Genomic DNA, 22,381 nt, shown 5'->3' on the forward strand with positions numbered 1-22,381 from the left:
TACATTTGGCCGGGGCGCTGGTTGCGCTATTTACAGTCTTATGCATTTTGCCGACATCCCGTCACTGCTTTACGAGGCCGTGCGGAATACAGTGGAATCACGTTTTGACTGACTAATGGAGGATAACCATGAGCCTTAAACACCTGACCCTCGCACTGGCCGTAAGCGGATTGGGCGTACTGGCGGGCTGCTCCTCGCCGTCGGTGGTGCAGAAGTCCGATGGTAGCCAGGTCGTGACACCGGATGCGCCGGAGTACAACAAGAAGTCCGGTATGTACGAGTATGACCAGGACGGGCGCAAGGTTCAAATCAATAAGGATGATGTGAAGTCGATCGAAGAAGTTAAATAATAAAAATATCAATAACTGGGTCGATATTGAATCGCCCCATGCATGGTGGATGTTTATCCATTATGCATGGGGCGATTTTATTGGCGCCGGAGAGGTTTATTTTGCTTCGGCTTCGGCGTGGTATTTGCCGACGAGTTCGACTTCATTTTTGGAGCCAAGCACCACGCTCACACGCTGATGCAACTGCTCCGGCTGGATGTCGAGGATGCGCTGCGTGCCGGTAATGGAGGCGCCGCCAGCCTGTTCGACGATGAAGCTCATGGGATTGGCTTCATACATAAGCCGCAGTTTGCCGGCCTTGCCGGGTTCCCGGGCATCCCAGGGATACATGAAGATCCCGCCGCGAGTCAGAATGCGATGCACGTCGGCCACCATGGAGGCGATCCAGCGCATGTTGAAGTCTTTGCCGCGCGGCCCAGTTTTCCCGGCCAGACATTCGTCGATGTAACGTTTGACCGGCGCGGCCCAGTGGCGCATGTTGGACATATTGATGGCGAACTCCTTGGTGTCCGCCGGAATGCTCATCGATTCGTGCGTCAGCACCCACGATCCCATTTCGCGATCCAGGGTGAACCCCACCACGCCGTGGCCGATAGTCAGCACCAGCATGGTTTGCGGGCCGTAGACGGCATAGCCGGCGGCAACCTGGTCGCGGCCCGGCTGCAGGAAGTCCGCTTCATTGACCTCCGACCCGGAGACATGCTGCGGCGCGCGCAACACCGAGAAAATCGTGCCTATCGACACGTTGACGTCGATGTTCGAGGACCCGTCCAGCGGATCGAACAGCAGCAGGTACTCGCCTTTGGGATAACGATTCGGAATGCGGTGGATGGTCTCCATTTCTTCGGAGGCCATGGCCGCCAGGTGACCGCCCCATTCGTTGGCTTCGAGCAGAATTTCATTGGACAGCACGTCCAGCTTCTTCTGCACCTCGCCCTGGACGTTTTCGCTGTCCAGGCTGCCCAGCACGCCACCCAGCGCGCCCTTGCTGACGGCATGGCTGATGGCCTTGCAGGCGCGCGCCACGACTTCGATCAGCAGACGCACCTCGGGTGCGAGCGCCTCGGCCGAGCGCTGCTGCTCGACCAGGTATTGAGTGAGGGTTTTACGTTTCATCGACATTCCTATGCGGAGAATTCAAGGGATTTGGAGACGATTTCGGCGACGTTGCGCGACAGGCCGGGGTGGCTGCTGACGCGCTCGAGCGCGGCGCGCATGCTTGCGCGCAACGCGGGGGCAAAGCGCGACCAGTTGTCCATGGCGCGTGCCAGACGGGCGGCGATTTCCGGATTCAAGGCGTCCAGCGCCAGGACCTGTTCGGCCCAGAACTGATGGCCAGAGCCGTCGGGCACATGCATGCCGCGGGCATTGTTCAGGCAGAACTGGAACACCAGCGCCCGGGCGCGATTGGGGTTGCGCAAGGTGAAGGCCGGATGCTGCATCAATTCGCGCACCTGTGCCACCGCGGTCGACAGGGCCGTGGCCTGCAGGCTGAACCACTTGTCGATCACCAGCGGATCATCCTGCCAGCGCGTATAGAAGTGGGCCAGCGCTTCTTGGGCGACAGGCCGCGCAGCGTAGTTGACCAGGCAGCCCAGAGCGGCCAGGCTGTCGGTCATATTGTCGGCCTGTTCATACTGGCGCTGTGCGCGCGCCTGAGCCTCTTCCTGGCCGGCGGCCATCAGATGCGCCAGCGCCTGATTCTTCAGCGCGCGTTGCCCGGCCGGTCCTGGCGCGGGGCTGTAGGGGCCGGCTACCTGATTGGATTCAAAGGCTTGCAGCCACTCGGGCGCGAGCTGACGGCCGAGCTCGGCGCGCAGAAAGTCGCGTGCGGCGGCCAGAGCGGGAGGATCGATGGCCTGCATGCGTTCGGCCAGTGTCTTCTCGGACGGCAGGGCCAGCGCACGGGCGCGATAGGCCGCGTCCAATGAGGGGTCGGTCAGCAGGGCGCGCCAGGCGGAGATGAAGACCGGATCGGCCTCCAGGGGCTGGCCTGCCTGCTGGCGCGCCGTCAGGGCGAGCAGTTGGCGGCTGGCCAACTCCTGGCCGGCCTCCCAGCGGGCGAAGGGATCCTGATCGTGCGCCGAAAGCAAGGCCAGCTCGGCATCGGTCCAGTCGTATTCGACAATCACCGGCGCGGAGAAGCCGCGCAACAGAGAAGGCACGACCGGCACGGTGATGCCTTCGAACGTCCAGCTCTGCGTGGCTTCGCGCAGCTCCAGCAACACGGTATCGGCGGCCGTGGCGCCGGCCAGCTTCAGGGGCAGGGCCTGGCCCTGGCGGTCCAGCAGCCCGATGGCAAAGGGGATATGAAAGGGCTGCTTGGCGGCAGCGCCCGCGCGCCGCTCCACGCCCACCGCGGCGCAGCGCTGCGTCAGTGTGACGGTCAGCCGGCCTTGCGCCGTGTCGTGCTCGAGGGTGACGGCCACGCGGGGCGTGCCGGCCTGGCGGTACCAATTGCGGAAAACGCTCAGATCGCGGCCCGGGTTGTGCGCCCGGTATACCGAGTCCATGGCGTCGACGAAGTCGTCGCATGTCACCGCCTGGCCGTCATGCCGGCGGAAGTATTCGTCCATGCCGGCGCGGAATCCGGCTTCGCCCAGCAGCGTGTGCTGCATGCGGATGACCTCGGCGCCTTTCTCGTAGACCGTGGCCGTGTAGAAATTGCCGATTTCCTGATAGCTGTCGGGGCGGATGGGATGGGCCATGGGGCCCGCGTCTTCGGGAAACTGCGCCGCACGCAATGTGACGACGTCGTCGATGCGTTTGACCGCGCGCGCGCTTGCCGCGGCAAGCGGATCCATGTCGCGCGCCATCATGTCGGCGCTGAATTCCTGGTCGCGAAAGACCGTCAGGCCTTCTTTGAGGCTCAACTGGAACCAGTCGCGGCAGGTGACACGGTTGCCGGTCCAATTATGGAAGTATTCGTGGCCGATGACCGACTCGATCCCTTCGTAATTGACGTCGGTTGCCGTTTGGGGATCGGCCAGCACATAGGCGGAGTTGAAAATGTTCAACCCTTTGTTTTCCATGGCGCCCATATTGAAGTCGCGCACGGCGACCACCATGAAGCGATCCAGATCCAACTCCAGGCCAAAGCGGGTTTCATCCCAGCGCAGCGCCCGCTCCAGCGATTCGAGCGCCCACTCGGTGCGCGACTCGGCGCCCGGATCGCTGTACACCTGCAACAGGACGTCGCGGCCGCGGCAAGTCCGCACGGTCTTCTCGCGGTGGGTGAGATTGCCCGCCACCAGGGCAAACAGATAGCAGGGCTTGGGGAAGGGGTCTTCCCATTCGGCTTCCTGGCGGCCGTCGGGCAGCTGGCGCGTGGCCAGCAGGTTGCCATTGGACAACAGAACGGGGTAGCGGGCATCGGCGCGCAAGGTGACGCGGTAGCGCGACATCACATCGGGCCGGTCTGCAAACCAGGTAATACGGCGGAAGCCCTCGGCCTCGCATTGCGTGAAGAAATTGCCGCCCGAAACATACAGGCCCATCAGCGTGGAATTGGCTGACGGGCGGCAGCGGCTGGCGATCTCGAGCGTGCAGGCCGGCGGCAGGCCGCGCACCTGCAGGCGCTGTGCGTCCAATTGGTAGTACGCCGCGGGCCAATCCTGGCCGTCCACCCGCAACGAGATCAGTTCCAGCTCCTCGCCATCGAGTTCGAGCGCGGCGTCGGCCGGCGCATCGGCCTTGCGCTGCAGCCGCAGCGTGGCGGTAACCAGGGTGCTTTCGGGATCGAGATCGAAACGCAGTGCGACCTCGGGAATCGCGTAAGGATAGGGTTGATAATCCTTGCGATATACGGTGACTGGCGTATCGGTACGCATGGGATCCCTTATGGTCGGTAGGCAACGTCGCTATTGTAGTGGCTGGCGGACAGTGGCCGGCCGTCGAACCCGGGATGCAACCTTTTCTTGCTGGCACCGGTCGAATTATCATTGCTGCGCATGTCTGAGGAGTAATGCAATGTTCAGTTCTATGGGTCCAGTCCGCTGGGGCCGTCTTGCCGCGATGTCGTTGGTCGTGGCCGCAGCCGGCGTTGTCAGCGGATGTGCCACGCCGACCGTGGCCGCGCGCGTAACGTCGTTTCAACAGTGGCCGCAAGGGGTCGAGGGGCAGACCTACCGTTTCCAGACGGCCAATGCAGGCCAGAAAGATAATCTGGAGTATCAGGCCTTCCAGGATATGGTGCGCGCGGGGATCGGCCCGACCGGCCTGGTGGAGGCGCAGGCCGGCAAGGACGCCCGGTTTCTGGTGAGTTTTACCTATGGTTCGAAGCAGACGCAGATCATGGTGCGCCGCGCTTATGACCCTTATTTTTATGGCGGGTACGGCGGGCCGTATTTTGGTCCGCGCGGCTGGCGTGGTCCCTGGGGGCCGGCGCCGTTCTGGGGCCCGGATTGGGTGGATGTCCCTGCCGTCGCCTTCCGTAATAGCCTGAACCTGCAGATCTTTGATACCGCCCGCGGCAATGCCGAGGTGTATCGGTCGACGGCCTATATTGTTAGTCAGCAGGAAGATATCCTGCGGGCCATGCCCTATCTGGTGCGGGCCATCTTTGATAATTTCCCGGGCAATAACGGCAGCGAACGCGAGGTGGAGTTTCCACTAAACCATTGATGCGTCCCTGAAAAAAATAACGGCGCCCATGGGCGCCGTTATTCATTAACGACTGATTATCATTTAATGAGAAAGCTGTCGCGGCTAGCGCCTTTGCTTTCTTCTGCAACCAGCCAGCGCGGGGCTTTGCCGCGGCCGCTCCAGGTATCGCCGGAAACCGGGTGGCGGTATTTCGGCGCCACTGCGCGCTTGGCGCCGTCTGCGGCAGCCTTGCGGCGCGGCGAAGCCGCACGCGGAGACTTGGCGCTGCCCAGAGCGGCGACGATCTCTTCGGGGGTGACATTGTATTCACGCATCGACTTCACGATGGACGCGATGACCGGTTTGCGGCGTCGCGTCTGCAGGGCTTCGGCGCGCTTTTGAAGACGGGTGATTTCTTTCTCGATCTTGGCTTGTTGTGCTGCGTAAGTCTCTCGGGGCATGTTTCTTTCCTGGTTATGGACTTCGATTCGCCGGCTTGCTTGTATATATGGTTGTTGTTTTTCAATAATACATAAAATGTCTACGGCAGTCTTTAGTTTTATCTCCAGATAAGTGTTTCGGATGGTCGGAAAAGGCGACAGCTTCTTGAAAGAATCGCGCTTCGCCCCTCTGAGGGAGACACCGATTGTCGGGTGTCGGCATCAAACACCTAAAATCAGCTTGTTCTGAATTGTCCGTACCAAGAAGCGCCGCTTTGTTAAGCGAATTGGCCTTGCCAAACGCCGAAGTCCAAAATGACATAGGACAAGTTCGATAGGCTTTGGCTTCTGCTTGGTTAAAAAAATCCTATCCCTGAAATATCTATTTGTGTAGTCGTATGATGAGTCAGGACAGTCAAATGTGTTTTAAAAAGTGAAAACTTTTGCTGCACCATTTTGGCGCATGCGTCGGAATGCGCTGACCTGACGGGATCGGCGGTACGATAGAGGCTGTATGTCTGCCCCTGGTTCGGCAGGCCTGTCCGCCGCCGCTGCGCGGGCTCTATATACGGAATTCCATGAAACTGATCGATCCCGCGATTCAATCCCTGGCGACCGCCAAATCCCTGTTGCTCGACCCCTGGGGTCTCACCGAGGCCGATCTGGCCCGCGCTTTGGGCGAAATCTTCGCTCACAAGGTCGATTATGCGGACCTGTATTTCCAGTACACCCGCAGCGAGGGCTGGAGCCTAGAAGAGGGGATCGTGAAGACGGGCAGTTTTTCCATTGGCCAAGGCGTGGGGGTGCGGGCCATCAGCGGCGAGAAAACCGCGTTTGCTTACTCGGACTCACTGTCGCCCGCGGCGTTGCTGTCTTCGGCGCATGCGGTGCGAAGCATTGCGCGCCAGGGCGCGGGCAAGGTCAAGGTCGCCGCTCACCGCCCGGTTCAAGACAGCCGCAGCCTCTATGCTGATATCGATCCGCTGGCCACGCTCAGCGCGGCCGACAAAGTGGCCTTGCTCGAACGTCTCGAACGCATGGCCCGGGCGCGTGATCCACATGTCATTCAAGTGATGGCTGGATTGGGTGCGGAGTATGACGTCGTACTTGTTGCCGGCAGTGACGGGCGCCTGGCGGCGGATGTCCGGCCGCTGGTACGGCTGTCCTTGACCGTGATCGCCGAGCGCAACGGGCGGCGCGAAATGGGGCACGCGGGCGGCGGCGGGCGCAGCGGCCTGGCGTATTTTTCGGATGAAATCCTGCGCGATTACGTCGAGCGCGCCGTGCACGAAGCCCTGGTAAACCTCGAGGCGCGGCCGGCCCCGGCGGGAGAAATGCCTGTTGTGCTGGGTTCGGGTTGGCCCGGCATTCTGTTGCATGAAGCCGTCGGTCATGGCTTGGAAGGCGATTTCAACCGCAAGGGTTCGAGCGTGTTTTCGGGCCGTATCGGCCAGCGCGTGGCTTCCAAAGGCGTGACGGTCATCGATGACGGTACCCTGGAGGGCCGGCGCGGTTCGCTCAATATCGATGACGAAGGCAATGCCTCGCAACGCAATGTCCTCATCGAAGACGGGATTTTGCGGGGGTATATGCAGGACACGCTCAACGCCCGGCTGATGAAGACCCAGGCCACCGGCAATGGCCGGCGCGAGTCCTTCGCTCACCTGCCCATGCCGCGCATGACCAACACCTATATGTTGAGTGGCGACAAAGTCCCCGAGGAGATCATCGCATCGGTCAAGAAAGGTCTGTACGCCGTCAATTTCGGGGGCGGCCAGGTCGACATCACCAGCGGTAAATTCGTGTTTTCCGCTTCCGAAGCCTACATGATCGAAAACGGCAAGGTGACCTATCCGGTCAAGGGTGCGACGCTGATCGGCAATGGCCCTGATGCGATGAACCGGGTCAGCATGATCGGCAACGACATGCGCCTGGATTCCGGCGTGGGCACGTGCGGCAAAGAAGGCCAGAGCGTGCCAGTCGGCGTCGGTATGCCGACGTTGCGCATGGATGGCCTGACGGTCGGCGGCACGGCCTGAGGGCCAGGCCGCGTAAGACTTCCGGATGACGGGGGCGTTTTTTTGTGCTAGAGTTTTTCCCTATGAAATTCGCGTCCCCCGCCTTTTATTTTTATTTTTATGGTTTTCTGAAGCCGCTGGCGGAGGAAGGGACGCGCTCAACCTAGTACAGAATCCCCCCGAAAAAGCCGCCAGCGTCACTGGCGGCTTTTTTGTTGCCGTCAGCCTGGTGGGTTTGCGGGAACGACCCCAAGCAATCCATACCGACCCCACCCCAGGAGTACAACCGTGTCACATAATACCGACGACCTTCGCATTCGAGAAATCAAAGAACTGAACCCGCCCGCGCACGTCATGCGCGAGTTCCAGTGCACCAAGGAAGTGTCGGAAACGGTGTTTGCGTCCCGCAATGCCATGCACCGCATCCTGCACGGCATGGATGACCGCCTGATCGTCGTCATCGGCCCGTGTTCCATCCACGACACCGAAGCGGCGCTGGAGTACGCACGCCGGCTCAAGCCGCTGCGTGACAAACTGGCGGCCGATCTCGAGATCGTGATGCGCGTCTATTTCGAGAAGCCGCGCACCACCGTGGGCTGGAAGGGGCTGATCAACGATCCCAACCTGGATGGCAGCTTCGACATCAACAAGGGGGTGCGGGTGGCGCGGGAACTGCTGCTCGAAATCAACAGCCTGGGCTTGCCGGCGGGGTGCGAGTTCCTGGACATGATCACGCCGCAGTACATCGCGGACCTGGTGGCCTGGGGGGCGATAGGCGCGCGCACGACGGAAAGCCAGGTGCACCGTGAACTGGCCTCCGGTTTGTCTTGCCCGGTGGGTTTCAAAAACGGTACGGACGGTAATGTGAAGATCGCCGTGGATGCCATCAAGGCCGCCTCGCAGCCGCATCATTTCCTGTCGGTGACCAAGGGCGGCCACTCGGCCATCGTGTCGACGGCGGGCAACGAAGACTGTCATGTCATTTTGCGCGGCGGCAAGGTCCCCAACTACGACGCCGCCAGCATCGAAGCGGCCTGCCAGGATCTGTCCAAGGCGGGCCTGGCGCAGCGCATCATGGTCGATGCCAGCCACGCCAACAGCAGCAAGAAGCCCGAGAACCAGCCACTGGTCGCCGACGACATCGCGCGCCAGATGGAGCGGGGCGATTCGCGCATCGTGGGCATCATGATCGAGAGCCATCTGGTCGGCGGTCGGCAAGACCTCGTGCCCGGGCAGGCTCTCACCTATGGTCAAAGCATCACCGACGGCTGCATTGATTGGGAGGCGTCGGTTCAGACGCTGGAGCGACTGGCGCAGGGCGTGCGCGAGCGCCGCCGTGTGGCGCTGGTCAGCGGCAAATAAAGCTCCGGGAAAGCCCGCGTACCGGGCTTTTCCGGCCTGCCAGCAGGCCGGAATCGCTGGCGGTCGGCGTAGAATGGCCGGATACCAACCTCTCTTTTTCTCGCCATGAACGCACCCCTGCATTCCGAAACCCTGCGCCGCCCCGTACCCGCCGCCTGTCTGGACGGGCTGAAAGCGATTTTTGGCGAGCGCTTGTCGGTGGCTGCGGCGGTGCGCGAGCATCATGGCCGGGATGAATCGCCTTACCCGCCCATGCTGCCCGACGCGGTGGTCTTTGCCCACTCGACCGAAGAGGTCGCGCAGGTGGCCCAGCTGTGCAATACGCACCGCGTGCCCCTGATTCCTTACGGTGCCGGCTCTTCGCTGGAGGGCCATTTGCTGGCGGTGCAGGGCGGCATCAGCCTGGATCTGTCGCAGATGAACCAGGTGCTGGCCGTCAATGCCGAAGACCTCACCGCCACGGTGCAGGCAGGCGTGACGCGCAAGCAACTGAACGAGGAAATCCGCAGCACCGGCTTGTTCTTCCCGATTGACCCGGGCGCGGATGCCAGCCTGGGCGGGATGGCGGCGACGCGGGCCTCGGGCACGAACGCCGTGCGCTACGGCACCATGCGCGAAAACGTCATGTCGCTGACCGTGGTCACGGCAGACGGCCGCATCGTGCGCACCGCCGGTCGCGCGCGCAAGTCGTCGGCAGGCTACGACCTGACGCGTATCTTCGTCGGTAGCGAAGGCACGCTGGGCATCATCACCGAAGTCACCATCCGGCTCTATCCGCAGCCCGAAGCGGTGTCGGCGGCCATCTGCAACTTCCCGTCCCTGGACGACGCGGTGCAAAGCGTCATCGAGATCATTCAGATGGGCGTGCCCGTGGCGCGGGTCGAGTTCATGGATGCGGCGGCAGTCAAGGCGGTCAATCTCCACAGCAAGCTGTCGCTGCGTGAGACACCCATGCTGGTGTTCGAGTTTCATGGCAGCCCGGCTGGCGTGCAGGAGCAGGCCGAGACGGTGCAGGCCATCACTGCCGAGCACAGCGGTATGGATTTCGAGTGGGCCGAGCGGCCCGAGGATCGCAACCGCCTCTGGACCGCGCGGCACAACGCGTATTTCGCGGGGCTGCAGCTGCGCCCGGGCTGCCGTGCCAGCACGACCGATGTGTGCGTGCCGATTTCACGCCTGGCCGATTGCGTGCGCGAAACCGTAGACGAACTGGACCGCGCCAGTTTCCCCTACACCATCGTCGGCCATGTGGGAGACGGCAATTTCCACGTGCTCATGCTGCTCGATGGCGACAATGAGACCGAGTGGCAGGAGTCGGAAACCATTAATCACAATTTGGTGCGCCGCGCGATCGCCGCCGATGGCACCTGCACCGGCGAGCACGGCGTCGGCCTGCACAAGATGCAGTTCATGGCCGAGGAGCACGGCGAAGACGCCCTGGCGCTCATGCGCAGCCTCAAGCATGCCTTCGACCCCAACAACATCCTCAACCCCGGCAAGATCTTCGCCTGGTGAGCATGCGGTTCTGGCTTTGATAGGGCGCCCCGGGTCGGGGCGCCTTTTCTTTGGATGATGGAAAACCCGCTCTGCGGGTAAATACCGGCATGAACAACGCGTCGGGCGCGCTATCTTTCCATCATGACTTCACTCGTCGAAGCCGGCCTGAGCCATACCCAGGCGCCATTTTCTCCGCGGACGCTGGTACAGGCACTGCAGGCTGTCTTGCCGGCGCATTGCGTGCTGCATCGGGAGGAAGATACGCGTCCATACGAGTGCGATGGCCTGTCTTTATTCAGGGCGCTGCCGGCAGCGGTCGTGTTGCCGGAAACCGAAGCCCAGCTGCGCGACGTGTTGCGCCTGTGTAAACGGCTCAACGTGCCCGTGGTGGCGCGAGGCGCGGGCACGGGATTGTCGGGCGGTTCGATGCCGCATGCGCAGGGCGTCCTGCTGGGCATGTCCAAATTCAACCGCATCCGGCGTATCGATCCGGCGGCCGGCCTGGCCGTGGTCGAACCGGGGGTGCGCAATCTGGCGATATCGGAGGCGGCCGCGGCCTATGGCCTGTACTACGCGCCGGACCCCTCGAGCCAGATCGCATGTTCGATCGGCGGAAACGTGGCCGAGAATTCCGGGGGGGTGCATTGCCTGAAGTACGGCCTGACGGTGCACAACGTGCTCAAGGTCCGCCTCATCACCATCGACGGTGAGGTGGTCGAGTTGGGTAGCGAGGCGCCGGACGCGCCCGGGCCCGAACTCTTGCCTCTGTTCATCGGTTCCGAGGGTATGCTGGGCGTGGTCAGTGAAGTGACGGTAAAGCTCATTCCCAAGCCGGCCTGCGCGCAGGTGGTGATGGCGAGTTTTTCCAGCGTGGAGGCCGCGGGCAATGCGGTCACGCAGATCATTGCCGCGGGCATCATTCCGGCCGGGCTGGAGATGATGGACCGGCAGGCGACGCACATGGTCGAGCCTTTTGTTCGCGCCGGCTATGACCTGGATGCGCAGGCCATCCTGCTGTGCGAGTCGGATGGCACGGCAGAGGAAGTCGCTCACGAGATCGAGCGGATGGAAGCCATCTTCCGCGCCGCGGGGTCCACGCGTTGCCAGGTGTCGGCATCGGAGGCCGAACGTCTGCGGTTCTGGGCCGGCCGTAAAAATGCCTTTCCGGCGGCGGGCCGTGTCTCGCCGGATTACTACTGCATGGATGGCACGATTCCGCGCCGCCATCTGGCGCGGGTGCTCAACGCCATCGAGCAGATGGAAGATGAGTTCGGCCTGCGTTGCGCCAACGTGTTTCATGCGGGGGACGGCAATCTGCATCCCCTGATTCTGTTCGATTCCAACAAGCCGGACGAGGTCGAGCGCGCTGAAAAATTCGGCGCCGCCATCCTCGAACTGTGTGTGCAAGTCGGAGGCACCGTGACAGGAGAGCACGGTGTGGGTATGGAGAAAATAAATCAAATGTGCGTGCAATTTTCGCGTGACGAGCTTGACGCATTTCTGGCGGTCAAGCGGGCATTCGACCCGCCCGGCCTGCTGAATCCCGAAAAAGTGATTCCAACCCTGGCACGCTGCGCCGAGTACGGCAAGATGCATGTGCACGCGGGAGAGATGCGGTTTCCTGATCTGGCACGATTCTAAGAGGCGGGTTCTGATGGAATTCGTCCTGTCGGATTTGTGCGATCAGGTCATGACCGCGCGCGCCGGCCACAAGCAGCTCATCATCGCGGGAGGAGGCAGCAAGCGCTTCTACGGCAATGCGCGCCATGGCCCGCCCGGTCACTATGTCCTGGACATGACCGCCTATCGTGGCATCGTGAATTACCAGCCCTCGGAGTTGGTGGTGACTGCGCGAGCGGGCACGCCGCTGGCCGAGCTGGAGGCCGCGCTGGCGCAAGAGGGCCAGATGCTGGCCTTTGAACCCCCGCATTTCGAGTCGGGCGCGACCGTGGGCGGCTGCGTGGCAGCAGGGCTGGCCGGGCCACGGCGCCAGGCTTGCGGCGGTGTGCGGGATTATGTGCTGGGTGTGCGGCTGCTGGACTCGCAGGGCCGCTTGCTGTCTTTCGGCGGCGAGGTCATGAAAAACGTCGCCGGCTACGATGTGTCGCGTCTGATGAGCGGATCGCTGGGTATTTTCGGTGCCTTGCTCGAGGTCTCCCTGAAGGTGGTGCCCAAGCCGGTGCAAGAGATCACGCTGCAGGGCCGGGGCACGCAGGCCGAGGCGCTGCAGCGCTTTGCCCAATGGCGCCGGCTGCCATTGCCGCTATCGGCGACGGCCTGGGTGCCGGATGGCGATGGCGGAGAGGGGGGAAGCTGGACGGCGCGGCTGTCCGGATCCGCGCCCGCCTTGCGCGCCGCGCGGCAGCAGGTGGGCGGGACCGAAGTCGAAACTGCCGCGGCCGGCGCTTTCTGGCAGGCGCTGCGTGAGCAGACGCATGCATTTTTTCAGGGCGGGGTGCCGCTGTGGCGCCTGGCGGTCGCGCCAACCGCCCCGCCGCTGGCATTGGGGCCGATGTTGCTGGAATGGGGCGGGGGGCAGCGCTGGCTGAGCGCGCGCGCCGATGCGCAGACGGTGCGTGCTGCGGCCCAGGCCGCTGGCGGCCATGCCACCTTGTTCCGCGCCCAGGGCGGGGCAGTGCCTGCCGATGGCGTTTTTCATCCTCTGGCACCCGCCGTGGCGCAGATCACCCGCCGCCTCAAACAGGAGCTCGATCCCGCGGGCCTGTTCAACCCCGGCCGCATGGTGCTGGAGTTATAGACAAAACCAATGCAGACAAATCTCGCTTCCTGGGCGCGCGATACCGATCTGGGCCAAGAGGCCGACGCCATCTTGCGCCGTTGTGTGCATTGCGGGTTCTGTACCGCCACCTGCCCGACTTATCAGGTCCTGGGCGACGAGCGCGACAGTCCGCGAGGCCGCATCTACCTCATCAAACAGGTGCTCGAGGGCGCGCAACCCACTCAGGCCACGCAATCGCATCTGGATCGTTGCCTGACTTGCCGCAATTGCGAAAGCACCTGTCCGTCGGGCGTGGAATACGGCCATTTGATAGACCTGGGGCGCAAGGCGGTCGATGAGCGCGTGACCCGCGCCTGGCCGGATCGTCTGCGGCGCTGGTTGCTGCGCAAGGGCATGAATTCCCGCCTGTTCGCGCCCGCCATGCGTCTGGCGCAATCCGTGCGCCCGGTGTTGCCTCGCGCGCTCAAACCGAAGGTGCCGGCCTGGCGCGCGCCCGGGCTGCTGCCCGACACGACGCGTCATGCCCGGCAAGTGCTGATGCCGCTGGGGTGCGTGCAGCCCAGCATGATGCCTGCCATCGATGCGGCCACGCTGCGGGTGCTCGATGCCGTGGGCATAGGCGTGCGTCAGGTGCCCGGCGCGGGATGTTGTGGCGCGGTGAATTTTCATCTCGACGCCCAGGACGATGCCCTGGCTCAGATGCGCGCCAATATCGACGTCTGGTGGCCGATGCTGCAGGATGGCCGTGTGCAGGCCATCGTCATGAATGCCTCGGGCTGCGGGGCCATGGTCAAAGATTACGCGCACCACCTGCGGCACGATCCGCAGTACGCCGCCAAGGCTGCGCAGGTCGTGGAGCGGGTCAAGGATGTGGCCGAGCTGCTCGCCCCGCATGCCGCCGAGCTGGCCGCCAAGCTCGGGCCCGCGCCTGCGGCGGCGTTTCATCCGCCGTGCACCTTGCAGCATTGGCAGGGGCTGCGGCCGCTGAGTGAGCGGCTGCTGGCCGATCTGGGTTTTGTGCTGCAACCCTTCGCCGAGGCGCATCTGTGCTGCGGGTCCGCGGGCGCCTACTCGGTGCTCAACCCGGCCATCGCGCAGTCATTGCGCGATCGCAAAGTGGCTGCGATGGCCGGCGCCCAGGCTCAGGTCATCCTGTCGTCCAATGTCGGCTGCATCGGCCATTTGCAAGGCGGTACCGATACCCCCGTGCGGCATTGGGTGGAAGTGGTCGACGAGCGGCTGCGCGCGGGAGGGGCCCAGCCGCCCGTGGCGGCCTAGTCGATCGCCCGGCCCATTTCTTCGACGACTTTTTTCGCGTCGCCGAACACCATCATGGTGCGGTCCATGTAGAAAAGCTCATTGTCCAGGCCGGCGTAGCCGGCTGCCATCGAGCGTTTGTTCACGATGATGTTGCGCGCTTTGTAAGCGTCGAGGATGGGCATGCCCGCGATGGGCGAGGCCGGATCGTTCTTGGCGGCGGGGTTCACCACATCGTTGGCGCCGAGCACGAGCACGACATCGGTCTGGCCGAATTCGCCGTTGATCTCGTCCATCTCGAAGACCTGGTCGTAAGGTACCTCGGCCTCGGCAAGCAGCACATTCATATGGCCCGGCATGCGGCCAGCCACGGGGTGAATGGCATATTTGACGGAGATGCCCTTGGCACTGAGTTTGGCGGCCAACTCCTTGAGCGCGTGTTGCGCCCGGGCCACGGCCAGGCCATAGCCCGGCACGATGATCACGGATTCGGCGTTGGCCAGCAAAAAGGCCGCATCTTCGGGGCTGCCCGATTTGACCGGTCGTTGGGCCTGCTCGCCAGCGCTGCCCGCGGCGGCCGGCTGCGCGCCAAAACCGCCCAGAATCACATTGAAGAAAGACCGGTTCATCGCCCGGCACATGATGTACGACAGGATCGCGCCGGAGGAGCCGACCAGTGAGCCGGCGATGATGAGCATGGGATTGTTCAGCGAAAAGCCGATGCCCGCGGCGGCCCAGCCGGAGTAACTGTTCAGCATGGACACGACCACGGGCATGTCCGCGCCGCCGATCGGAATGATGATGAGCACGCCCAGCAGGAAGGCCAGCACGGTCATGATCACAAACGGGGTCCAGGACTGCGTGGCCATGAACCAGAATCCGCTGGCCAGCATCAGCAGGGCCAGCAGCAGATTGAGCATGTGCTGGCCGCGGAAGGTGACGGGCGCGCCCTGGAAGAGCCGGAACTTGTACTTTCCGGAGAGTTTGCCGAAGGCGATGACCGAGCCGGAGAAAGTGATGGCTCCGACAAAGGTGCCGATGAACAGCTCCAAACGGTTGCCGGTGGGAATGGGCATGCCAGGTGCGGCGATGCCAAACGCATGCGGCTCGGCGACCACGGCGGTGGCGATGGCCACTGCCGCCAGGCCGATCATGCTGTGCATGAAGGCGACCAGCTCCGGCATCTTGGTCATCTCCACGCGTTTGGCCATCAATGTGCCGACGCTGCCGCCGATCAACAGACCCAGCAGCACCCAGCCCAGGCCCAGCGCGGGGTTGGCGCCGTCCTGGCGGGCGAGGCCGACGATAAGGGCCGCCGTCGTGAGTACCGCGATGGCCATGCCGGCCATGCCGAAGGCGTTGCCCAGGCGCGAGGTCGACGGATGCGACAAGCCTTTCAAGGCCTGGATGAAGCACACCGAGGCGATCAGATAGCAGAGCGTGACCAGGTTCAGTGAGATCATTGGCTGCGCTCCTTGGCCGGCCGGTCTTTTTTGCGGAACATCTCCAGCATGCGACGAGTCACCAGAAAGCCGCCGAAGACGTTGACCGCCGCCAGGGCGACGGCCAGCACGCCCATGGTGCGAGCCAGTCCGCCCTCGGTGAGCGCGGCCGCGAGCATGGCACCGACGATGATGATGGCCGAGATCGCGTTGGTCACGGCCATGAGCGGGGTGTGCAGGGCGGGGGTGACATTCCAGACGACGTGGTAGCCGACATAGATCGCCAGCACGAAGATGATCAGATTGATCAGGGTGGGGCTGATGCCTTCCATCTTAGGACCTCCGCGTGGGCTGGCCGGCTTCGCAGACCAGGCAGGCCGCGACGATGTCGTCGTCGCGCCGGATGGTGAGCGTGGCACCGTCGCCGGTGATGAGTTTGAGAAAATCCAGCAGGTTGCGTGCATAGAGCGCCGAAGCATCGGTGGCCAGCATGCCCGGCAGATTGCTCAGGCCGATCAGCGTCACGCCATGTTTTTGCACGATCTTGCCCTTTTCGCTCAGCGGGCAGTTGCCGCCGCGTTCGACCGCCAGGTCGACCAGCACCGCGCCCGGCTTCATGGCTGCGACGGTCTCCGCGCTGATGAGCACCGGCGCGGGGCGGCCAGGGATGAGCGCGGTGGCAATCACCACATCGGCCTGTTGGCAGCGCTGGGCCACCAGCGCCGCTTGCCGCGCCATCCAGCCGGCGGGCATGGGCCGGGCATAGCCGCCTGTGCCCTGAGCGATCTCGCGTTCTTCGTCGGTTTCGAACGGCACATCGATGAACTTCGCGCCCAGCGACTCAATCTGCTCCCGAACGGCGGGACGCACGTCGGAGGCTTCGACCACGGCACCCAGGCGTCTGGCCGTGGCGATGGCCTGCAGTCCGGCTACGCCAGCGCCCAGGACCACGACGCGAGCGGCCTTCACCGTACCGGCGGCCGTCATCATCATGGGAAACAGGCGCGCGCTGTGGTCGGCGGCCAGGAGCACCGCCTTGTACCCGGCCAGATTGGCCTGCGATGACAGGACGTCCAGGCTTTGGGCGCGTGTCGTGCGAGGCGCGGCCTCCAGGGCGAAGGCAGTCAGGCCGGCCTGCGCCATGCGGGCGATGCCCTCGGCGTCGAAAGGGTCCAGCATGCCGACCAGCACGGTGCCTGGCCGCAGCGTCTGCAGCTCCGTGCTCGAGGGCGCGCGCACTTTGAGAACGACCTCGGCGCTCAAAGCGCTTGCCGCATCGGCCAGTTCGGCGCCTGCGGCGCGGTACTCCTCATCGGCATAGCGGGCGGCGGCTCCGGCTTGCTGCTCGACGATGACGCGATGGCCTGCCGTCACGTACTTCTTGACCGTTTCGGGTGTCGCGGCGACCCGCGGCTCTCCGTCTCGGGTTTCTTTGGGTATCCCGATCTGCATCTGCGCTTCTCCTCCGAAGGCTTGCGTAGTTATACACGAAAGCCTTCGGCGGCCGCCGCAGGCCGACCTGGGCCGACGTCGGGCAGGCGGAGAAGAAAAACACCCCCTGGGCCTTATGGAACCCAGGGGGTCGAACGGATGACCGGGGCCGTGGCCGCCGGGTCCATCCCGAGCACGCAAGCGTCCGGCGTCAGGCCGTTTGCGCGCGCGTCCAGTCGATCAGCGCGGCCGTCAGGTCGCGCAGATCCGATTTGAGTTTGGCGTAGCCCTCATTGGGGCGCAGGCTGACTTCGTCCATGTACAGCTTGCGGTTGATCTCGATCTGCAGGCTGTGGCGGCCTTGCGCCGGGTTGCCAAAGGCACGCACCAATTCCACGCCCTTGTAGGGATCGTTGACGGTGACGTTGTAGCCCCGCTCGCGCAACCATTTGGCGATGAATTCGCGGAAGGCCGGATCGCTGGTCGAGCCGTCGCGATCGCCCAGCACGAAATCGGGATGCACCAGGCCGGGCCGGTCGGTGGCGAAGGCGCCCGCCACACTGGGCATGGAGTGGCAATTGATATGCCAGACCTTGCCAAAGTGGGCGTGGGTCTGGTCCAGCACTTCCGCAAGCTTGGCGTGATACGGCTTCCAGCAGGCATCGATGCGATGCCGGACTTCGGCGGCCGAGAGCTTGCGGTCATAAAGCGGGGTGCCGTCATCGAGCATGCGCCAGATCAGTCCCTTGCCCAGTTTGACCTTGGGCGAATCGCTCATGGGGCCATCCCAGGGCGCATCGAGCAAGAGCGGATCGACTTCTTCGGCCGAGCGGTTGGCGTCGATGTAGGCGCGCGGAAAGCTGGCGGCAATCAGCGGTACGCCCAGGCCGATGGCGTCGCCCCAGAGGTCGTCCACCCAGGTGTCCTCTGCGGTGCGCAGGGCGCCGAAATCGACCGAGGGCGCGAAATCCGGCGGGTAGCTCGTGCCGCTGTGCGGCGAGTCGAGCACCAGGGGTGCGGCTTGCGGAAAATGCTGCGGCAGGTCGAGGCGGTAGGACAGGGGATGGATGATAGGCATGACTGAAGGTGCGACAGGAATGGGGTGGGTCCCCGCGACACGCGGGGACCGGAGATCGATTAGTCGATCTTCACGTTGGCTTCTTTGGCGATGCGCTTGTTCTTGGCGATTTCATCGGAAATCTGCTTGGAAAACTCGGCAGGCTTGTTGCCCACCGGCGCGGCGCCCAGGCTTTCCAGACGGCTCTTCACATCGGGATCGGCGCTGACCTTGGCCACGGCGGCGTAGACCTTGTCGGTCACGGCTTGCGGCAGCTTGGCCGGGCCGACCAGGCCAAACCAGGAGGAGTCGTTGACCGGGGTCAGGCCGACTTCGGCAAAGGTGGGCACGTTGGGCAGATTGGCCACACGATGGGGGGCGGCCACCGCCAGCGCGATCAGCGCGCCGGACTGGATGTGCGGCAGCGAGGACGGCAGGTTGTCGAACAGCACGTCGACCTGACCGGCCAGCGTGTCGTTCAGCGCCGGGCCCACGCCACGGTAAGGCACGTGCATCAGATCCACGCCGGCCGACATCTTGAACAGTTCGCCCATCATGTGCGAGACCGAGCCGTTACCGGCCGAAGCGTAGGTGATCTTGCCCGGCTGGCTCTTGGCCAGTTTGACGAACTCGCCCATGTCCTTGGCGTGAACCTTGGGATTGATGGACATCACGTTGGGCACGGCGGCCAGATTCGAGATGGGGGTGAAGTCCTTCTCGGCGTCAAAGGCCAGGTTGGAATAGATGGCCGGGTTGATGCCGTGGGTCGAGACCGTGGCGATGCCCAGGGTGTAGCCGTCCGGCGCGCTGTTGGCGATGAAGGCCGAGCCGATCGAGCCGCCGGCGCCGCCGCGGTTTTCCACCACCACGGTCTGGCCCAGTTCCTTGCCGAGCTTGTCGGCAAACAGGCGGCCGACGATGTCGGTCGTGCCTCCGGGCGGGAAGGGGACGATCAGGCGGATGGGCTTGCTGGGATAGTTGTCTTCGGCGTGGACGGCGGTCAAGGGCGCGGCCAGGGTGGCGGCGGCCAGGGACAGGCCCAGGATGAGATGGCGACGTTGCATGATTTCCCCTGATTGGATGTGGGTCTTTGTGACTAACTGCGCGATTCTGAGAGCCGCAGGCAGGTTTGCGCAAACGAAAGATTCTCCGTAAGCTATTACTTTTTTTCATGCCAGGGCATTCTGTATTTCCGGCCCGGGCTTAAACCATGCGCCGATTCTGCCCCTCGCTTACCGACCTGCAAGCTTTCGAAGTGGCTGCACGGCATAGCAGTTTTACCCGCGCGGCCCAGGAACTATGCGTCACGCAGGGCGCGGTCAGCAAACAAGTGAAACATCTTGAAGAATTTGTTGGCGTCGAATTATTCCTGCGGATCAGGCAAGGCCTGGTTTTGACCGAGGCCGGCCGCAGCTATCTCAAACAGGTGCAGGCCGGGTTGAGCCAGATCGAAGCCGCCACGGTGGAGCTCATCGCCCACCAGGGCCGGGGGGGCACAGTACGCCTGACGTCCATGCCGACTTTCGGGGCGCGCTGGCTGATTCCGCGCCTGACGGCATTCCGGCGCCTGCGGCCGGACATCCATGTGGAATTCCTGCCGCACCGGCAGGGCTACGATTTCTCCACGCCCGAGCTCGACGCGGCGGTGCGTTTCGGCGAAGGCGTCTGGCCCGGCAGCGGCGCGGACTATATCGTTGGCCGCGAGATCCTGCCCGTCTGTAGCCCGCGCTTGATTCCACAGTCCTGTAGCGAGGCCGAGGAGCTGCTGCGTTATCCGCTGCTGCACCATACTTCGGCGCTCGAGGGTTGGCGCGACTGGTTCGAGCAGGCCGGCTGTGACGCGCGCCGGGCGCTGGAAGGCGCGCGCTTCGATCAGTATTCGCTCTTGTCGCAGGCGGCCGCGGCCGGCTTTGGGATTGCCCTCATCCCGCGCTGCCTGATCGAGGATGAGTTGCGCGACGGCAAGCTCGTCGTGCCGCTGCAACTGCCCATCCGGGCCCGCCAGGGCTATTACCTCTGCTATCCCGAGCAGAAAGCCAGTTCGCCGACCTTGCAGGCCTTCCGCTCCTGGCTCATGGAGGTCTCGCGCGCGGCCGAGCCCGCGCCGGACAATGCTCTGCCCTTAAAATAAGCTGCATCATGGTTCACACATCACCAAAGAAAGGCCGTGTCGTGGTCGGCATGTCCGGCGGGGTCGACTCCTCGGTCACTGCCTGGCTGCTCAAGCAACAGGGCTATGAAGTCATCGGCCTGTTCATGAAGAACTGGGAGGATGACGACGACTCCGAATACTGCTCGACGCGCCAGGATCTGCTGGATGCGGCCAGTGTGGCCGATCTGGTCGGGGTGGAGTTCGAGTACGTCAACTTTGCGACGGAATACAAGGATCGCGTGTTTGCGGATTTCCTGCGCGAGTACTCCGCTGGCCGTACGCCCAACCCCGACGTCCTGTGCAATGCCGAGATCAAGTTCAAGGCCTTCCTGGATCATGCGATGGCGCTGGGCGCCGAACATATCGCCACGGGCCATTACGCGCGCGTGCGCGCCGTCGACAGCGACCGCGGGCGGCGCTTTCAGTTGCTCAAGGCGCTCGACGGCAGCAAGGATCAGAGCTATTTCCTGCACCGCCTGAATCAGGCGCAGTTGGCGCGCACCTTGTTTCCGCTGGGCGAGCTGCACAAGACCGAAGTGCGCCGCATCGCCCATGAGATCGGGCTGCACAATGCCGCCAAGAAAGACTCCACGGGCATCTGCTTTATCGGCGAGCGGCCGTTTCGCGAGTTCCTCAGCCGCTATCTGCCGACCGCGCCGGGTCCCATCCTCACGCCCGAAGGCAAGCGCCTGGGCCAGCATCATGGCCTGGCGTTCTACACATTGGGCCAGCGCAAAGGGCTGGGCATCGGCGGCGTCAAGGGGCAGCAGCGCGAAGACGGCACGGCCGACGCCTGGTATACCGCTCGCAAAGACCTGAAGCACAACGCGCTGTATGTGGTGCAGGGGCATGACCATCCCTGGTTGTTGAGCCGCAGCCTGCACGCGCAGGACGTCAGCTGGATTGACGGCCAGGCGCCCGCGCCCGGCGACTATGCCGCCAAGACCCGCTACCGCCAGGCCGACGCCGCCTGCCGCCTCGAGGCCGATGCGCAAGGATTCGCTTTGTCGTTTGCCCAGGATCAATGGGCGGTCACGCCGGGTCAGTCCGCCGTGCTCTACGACGGCGAGGTTTGCCTCGGCGGCGGCATCATCAACTGATTGCCTGGCGGCGCTGGGGCCTTGAGGCCGGCCGCAGGGGCCTGCCGGCCGCTTTTTAACAATAACGATAGGAGACGAGCGTGGATGTGACGATGGTGGTTTGCCTGCTGATTCTGGGAGGGATCGTGGGCTTTGCGGCCGGTCTGCTGGGAATCGGCGGCGGCATGATGCTGGTGCCGTTCTTGACCATGTTGTTCAGCTGGAAGGGGATCGTGCCGGCGGACATGGTCGTGCATGCGGCCATCGCGACCTCCATGACTTCGATCCTGTTCACCTCGATCTCCAGTGTGCGCGCGCACCAGAAGAAAGGCACGATCGACTGGAAGATCGTGTTCGCGCTGGCGCCCGGGATCATCGTGGGGGGGCTGCTGTCCGGGGGCGCCGCGTTCGCGGCCATCAGCACGGCCTGGCTGTCGCTCTTTTTTGCCTTGTTCGTGGGTTATTCGGCCTGGAGCATGCTACGCAGCAAAAAGCCCAAGCCCAGCCGCCATATGCCTGGGGTAGCGGGCACGACGGCGGCGGGAGCGGGCATAGGCTTTGTCTCCGGGCTGGTGGGCGCCGGCGGCGGCTTTCTGTCGGTGCCGTTCATGGTCTGGTGCAATGTGTCGCTGCTCGTGGCTGTCTCGACCTCGGCCGCGCTCGGGTTTCCGATCGCGTTGGCCAACAGCATCGGTTATGTGGCCTCGGGGCTGGCCGAAGGCGTGCATCGGCCCGGGATGTTGGGTTTCATCTACTGGCCGGCGCTGCTGGCGCTGATCTGCACCAGCGTGTTGACCGCGCCCATGGGCGCGCGCCTGGCGCATCGCTTGCCGGTGGCCACGCTCAAACGCGTGTTCTCGGGCCTGTTGTTCTGCCTGGCCGCCTACATGCTGTTCAAAGCCTGCCAGGCGTTCATGGCGTAAGGCCGCGCCGCGTCGTGCTCGAAACAAAACGCCCCTGGCATGCGGATGC

At 63.7% G+C, this 22,381-nt stretch carries 19 protein-coding genes; 11 read left to right on the top strand and 8 right to left on the bottom strand.

The genetic code is table 11. The features are described 5' to 3' along the window. Positions 1-128 precede the first annotated feature (128 nt). Positions 129-350 (top strand): YgdI/YgdR family lipoprotein, encoded by a 222-nt coding sequence (locus CAL22_RS07910; RefSeq protein WP_094811998.1) that lies wholly within the window; start codon positions 129-131, stop codon positions 348-350. 96 nt (positions 351-446) lie between these two features. On the opposite strand, the gene CAL22_RS07915 is transcribed toward CAL22_RS07910, so the two are convergent. Both CAL22_RS07915 and pepN read right to left on the bottom strand, forming a co-directional pair. Next, complete coding sequence (locus CAL22_RS07915; RefSeq protein WP_094812000.1) at positions 447-1,466, bottom strand: class 1 fructose-bisphosphatase; 1,020 nt, start codon at positions 1,464-1,466, stop codon at positions 447-449. 8 nt (positions 1,467-1,474) lie between these two features. Beyond that, on the bottom strand, positions 1,475-4,180 hold the full coding sequence (pepN, locus tag CAL22_RS07920) for an aminopeptidase N (RefSeq protein ID WP_094812002.1): 2,706 nt from the start codon (positions 4,178-4,180) through the stop codon (positions 1,475-1,477). Positions 4,181-4,319: 139 nt separating this feature from the next. On the opposite strand from pepN, the gene CAL22_RS07925 reads away from it, so the two are divergent. Continuing rightward, a complete protein-coding gene (locus CAL22_RS07925) occupies positions 4,320-4,973 on the top strand; it encodes a DUF4136 domain-containing protein (protein WP_094812004.1) in 654 nt (217 codons plus the stop codon). 59 nt (positions 4,974-5,032) lie between these two features. On the opposite strand, the gene CAL22_RS07930 is transcribed toward CAL22_RS07925, so the two are convergent. Beyond that, a complete protein-coding gene (locus CAL22_RS07930) occupies positions 5,033-5,395 on the bottom strand; it encodes an H-NS family nucleoid-associated regulatory protein (RefSeq protein ID WP_094812006.1) in 363 nt (120 codons plus the stop codon). 557 nt (positions 5,396-5,952) lie between these two features. Between CAL22_RS07930 and tldD the strand changes: the two genes are divergently transcribed. The 6 genes from tldD (at position 5,953) to glcF (ending at position 14,269) form a co-directional block, all read left to right on the top strand. Beyond that, the gene (tldD, locus tag CAL22_RS07935) at positions 5,953-7,413 is read left to right on the top strand and encodes a metalloprotease TldD (protein WP_094812008.1); all 1,461 of its coding nucleotides are present in this window, start codon (positions 5,953-5,955) and stop codon (positions 7,411-7,413) included. Between the two features lie 267 nt (positions 7,414-7,680). Beyond that, a complete protein-coding gene (gene aroG / locus CAL22_RS07940) occupies positions 7,681-8,754 on the top strand; it encodes a 3-deoxy-7-phosphoheptulonate synthase AroG (RefSeq protein WP_094812010.1) in 1,074 nt (357 codons plus the stop codon). Between the two features lie 105 nt (positions 8,755-8,859). Continuing rightward, on the top strand, positions 8,860-10,269 hold the full coding sequence (locus CAL22_RS07945; protein WP_094812012.1) for an FAD-binding oxidoreductase: 1,410 nt from the start codon (positions 8,860-8,862) through the stop codon (positions 10,267-10,269). Positions 10,270-10,392: 123 nt separating this feature from the next. Next, positions 10,393-11,892 (top strand): FAD-linked oxidase C-terminal domain-containing protein, encoded by a 1,500-nt coding sequence (locus tag CAL22_RS07950; RefSeq protein ID WP_094812014.1) that lies wholly within the window; start codon positions 10,393-10,395, stop codon positions 11,890-11,892. Positions 11,893-11,905: 13 nt separating this feature from the next. Beyond that, a complete protein-coding gene (gene glcE, locus CAL22_RS07955) occupies positions 11,906-13,009 on the top strand; it encodes a glycolate oxidase subunit GlcE (protein WP_094812016.1) in 1,104 nt (367 codons plus the stop codon). Between the two features lie 9 nt (positions 13,010-13,018). Continuing rightward, a complete protein-coding gene (glcF, locus tag CAL22_RS07960) occupies positions 13,019-14,269 on the top strand; it encodes a glycolate oxidase subunit GlcF (protein WP_094812018.1) in 1,251 nt (416 codons plus the stop codon). Here the strand turns inward: glcF and CAL22_RS07965 are convergent. The 5 genes from CAL22_RS07965 to CAL22_RS07985 all read right to left on the bottom strand — a co-directional run bounded on the left by CAL22_RS07965 (position 14,266) and on the right by CAL22_RS07985 (position 19,242). Then, complete coding sequence (locus CAL22_RS07965; protein WP_094812020.1) at positions 14,266-15,711, bottom strand: NAD(P)(+) transhydrogenase (Re/Si-specific) subunit beta; 1,446 nt, start codon at positions 15,709-15,711, stop codon at positions 14,266-14,268. The two genes, glcF and CAL22_RS07965, sit on opposite strands and share 4 nt — an antisense overlap. Next, positions 15,708-16,022, bottom strand: coding sequence for an NAD(P) transhydrogenase subunit alpha (locus tag CAL22_RS07970; RefSeq protein WP_094812023.1), 315 nt, complete (start codon positions 16,020-16,022; stop codon positions 15,708-15,710). Before CAL22_RS07970 ends, CAL22_RS07965 begins: the two co-directional genes overlap by 4 nt. A 1-nt stretch (position 16,023) precedes the next feature. After that, positions 16,024-17,142, bottom strand: a complete 1,119-nt coding sequence (locus CAL22_RS07975; protein WP_094812025.1) for a Re/Si-specific NAD(P)(+) transhydrogenase subunit alpha — start codon at positions 17,140-17,142, stop codon at positions 16,024-16,026. 190 nt (positions 17,143-17,332) lie between these two features. Next, the gene (locus tag CAL22_RS07980; protein ID WP_094812027.1) at positions 17,333-18,199 is read right to left on the bottom strand and encodes an N-formylglutamate amidohydrolase; all 867 of its coding nucleotides are present in this window, start codon (positions 18,197-18,199) and stop codon (positions 17,333-17,335) included. A gap of 59 nt (positions 18,200-18,258) precedes the next feature. Then, entirely contained in the window at positions 18,259-19,242 is a 984-nt protein-coding gene (locus tag CAL22_RS07985) for a tripartite tricarboxylate transporter substrate binding protein BugE (protein ID WP_094812029.1), read from the bottom strand. 146 nt (positions 19,243-19,388) lie between these two features. On the opposite strand from CAL22_RS07985, the gene gcvA reads away from it, so the two are divergent. The 3 genes from gcvA (at position 19,389) to CAL22_RS08000 (ending at position 22,332) form a co-directional block, all read left to right on the top strand. Further along, complete coding sequence (gene gcvA, locus CAL22_RS07990) at positions 19,389-20,309, top strand: transcriptional regulator GcvA (RefSeq protein WP_094812031.1); 921 nt, start codon at positions 19,389-19,391, stop codon at positions 20,307-20,309. Between the two features lie 8 nt (positions 20,310-20,317). Beyond that, positions 20,318-21,430 (top strand): tRNA 2-thiouridine(34) synthase MnmA, encoded by a 1,113-nt coding sequence (mnmA, locus tag CAL22_RS07995; protein ID WP_094812033.1) that lies wholly within the window; start codon positions 20,318-20,320, stop codon positions 21,428-21,430. 80 nt (positions 21,431-21,510) lie between these two features. Continuing rightward, on the top strand, positions 21,511-22,332 hold the full coding sequence (locus tag CAL22_RS08000; RefSeq protein ID WP_094812035.1) for a sulfite exporter TauE/SafE family protein: 822 nt from the start codon (positions 21,511-21,513) through the stop codon (positions 22,330-22,332). The last annotated feature ends 49 nt before the right edge of the window (positions 22,333-22,381 follow it).

The organism is Bordetella genomosp. 12 (genome assembly GCF_002261355.1).
In the GTDB taxonomy this organism is placed as follows: domain Bacteria; phylum Pseudomonadota; class Gammaproteobacteria; order Burkholderiales; family Burkholderiaceae_B; genus Bordetella.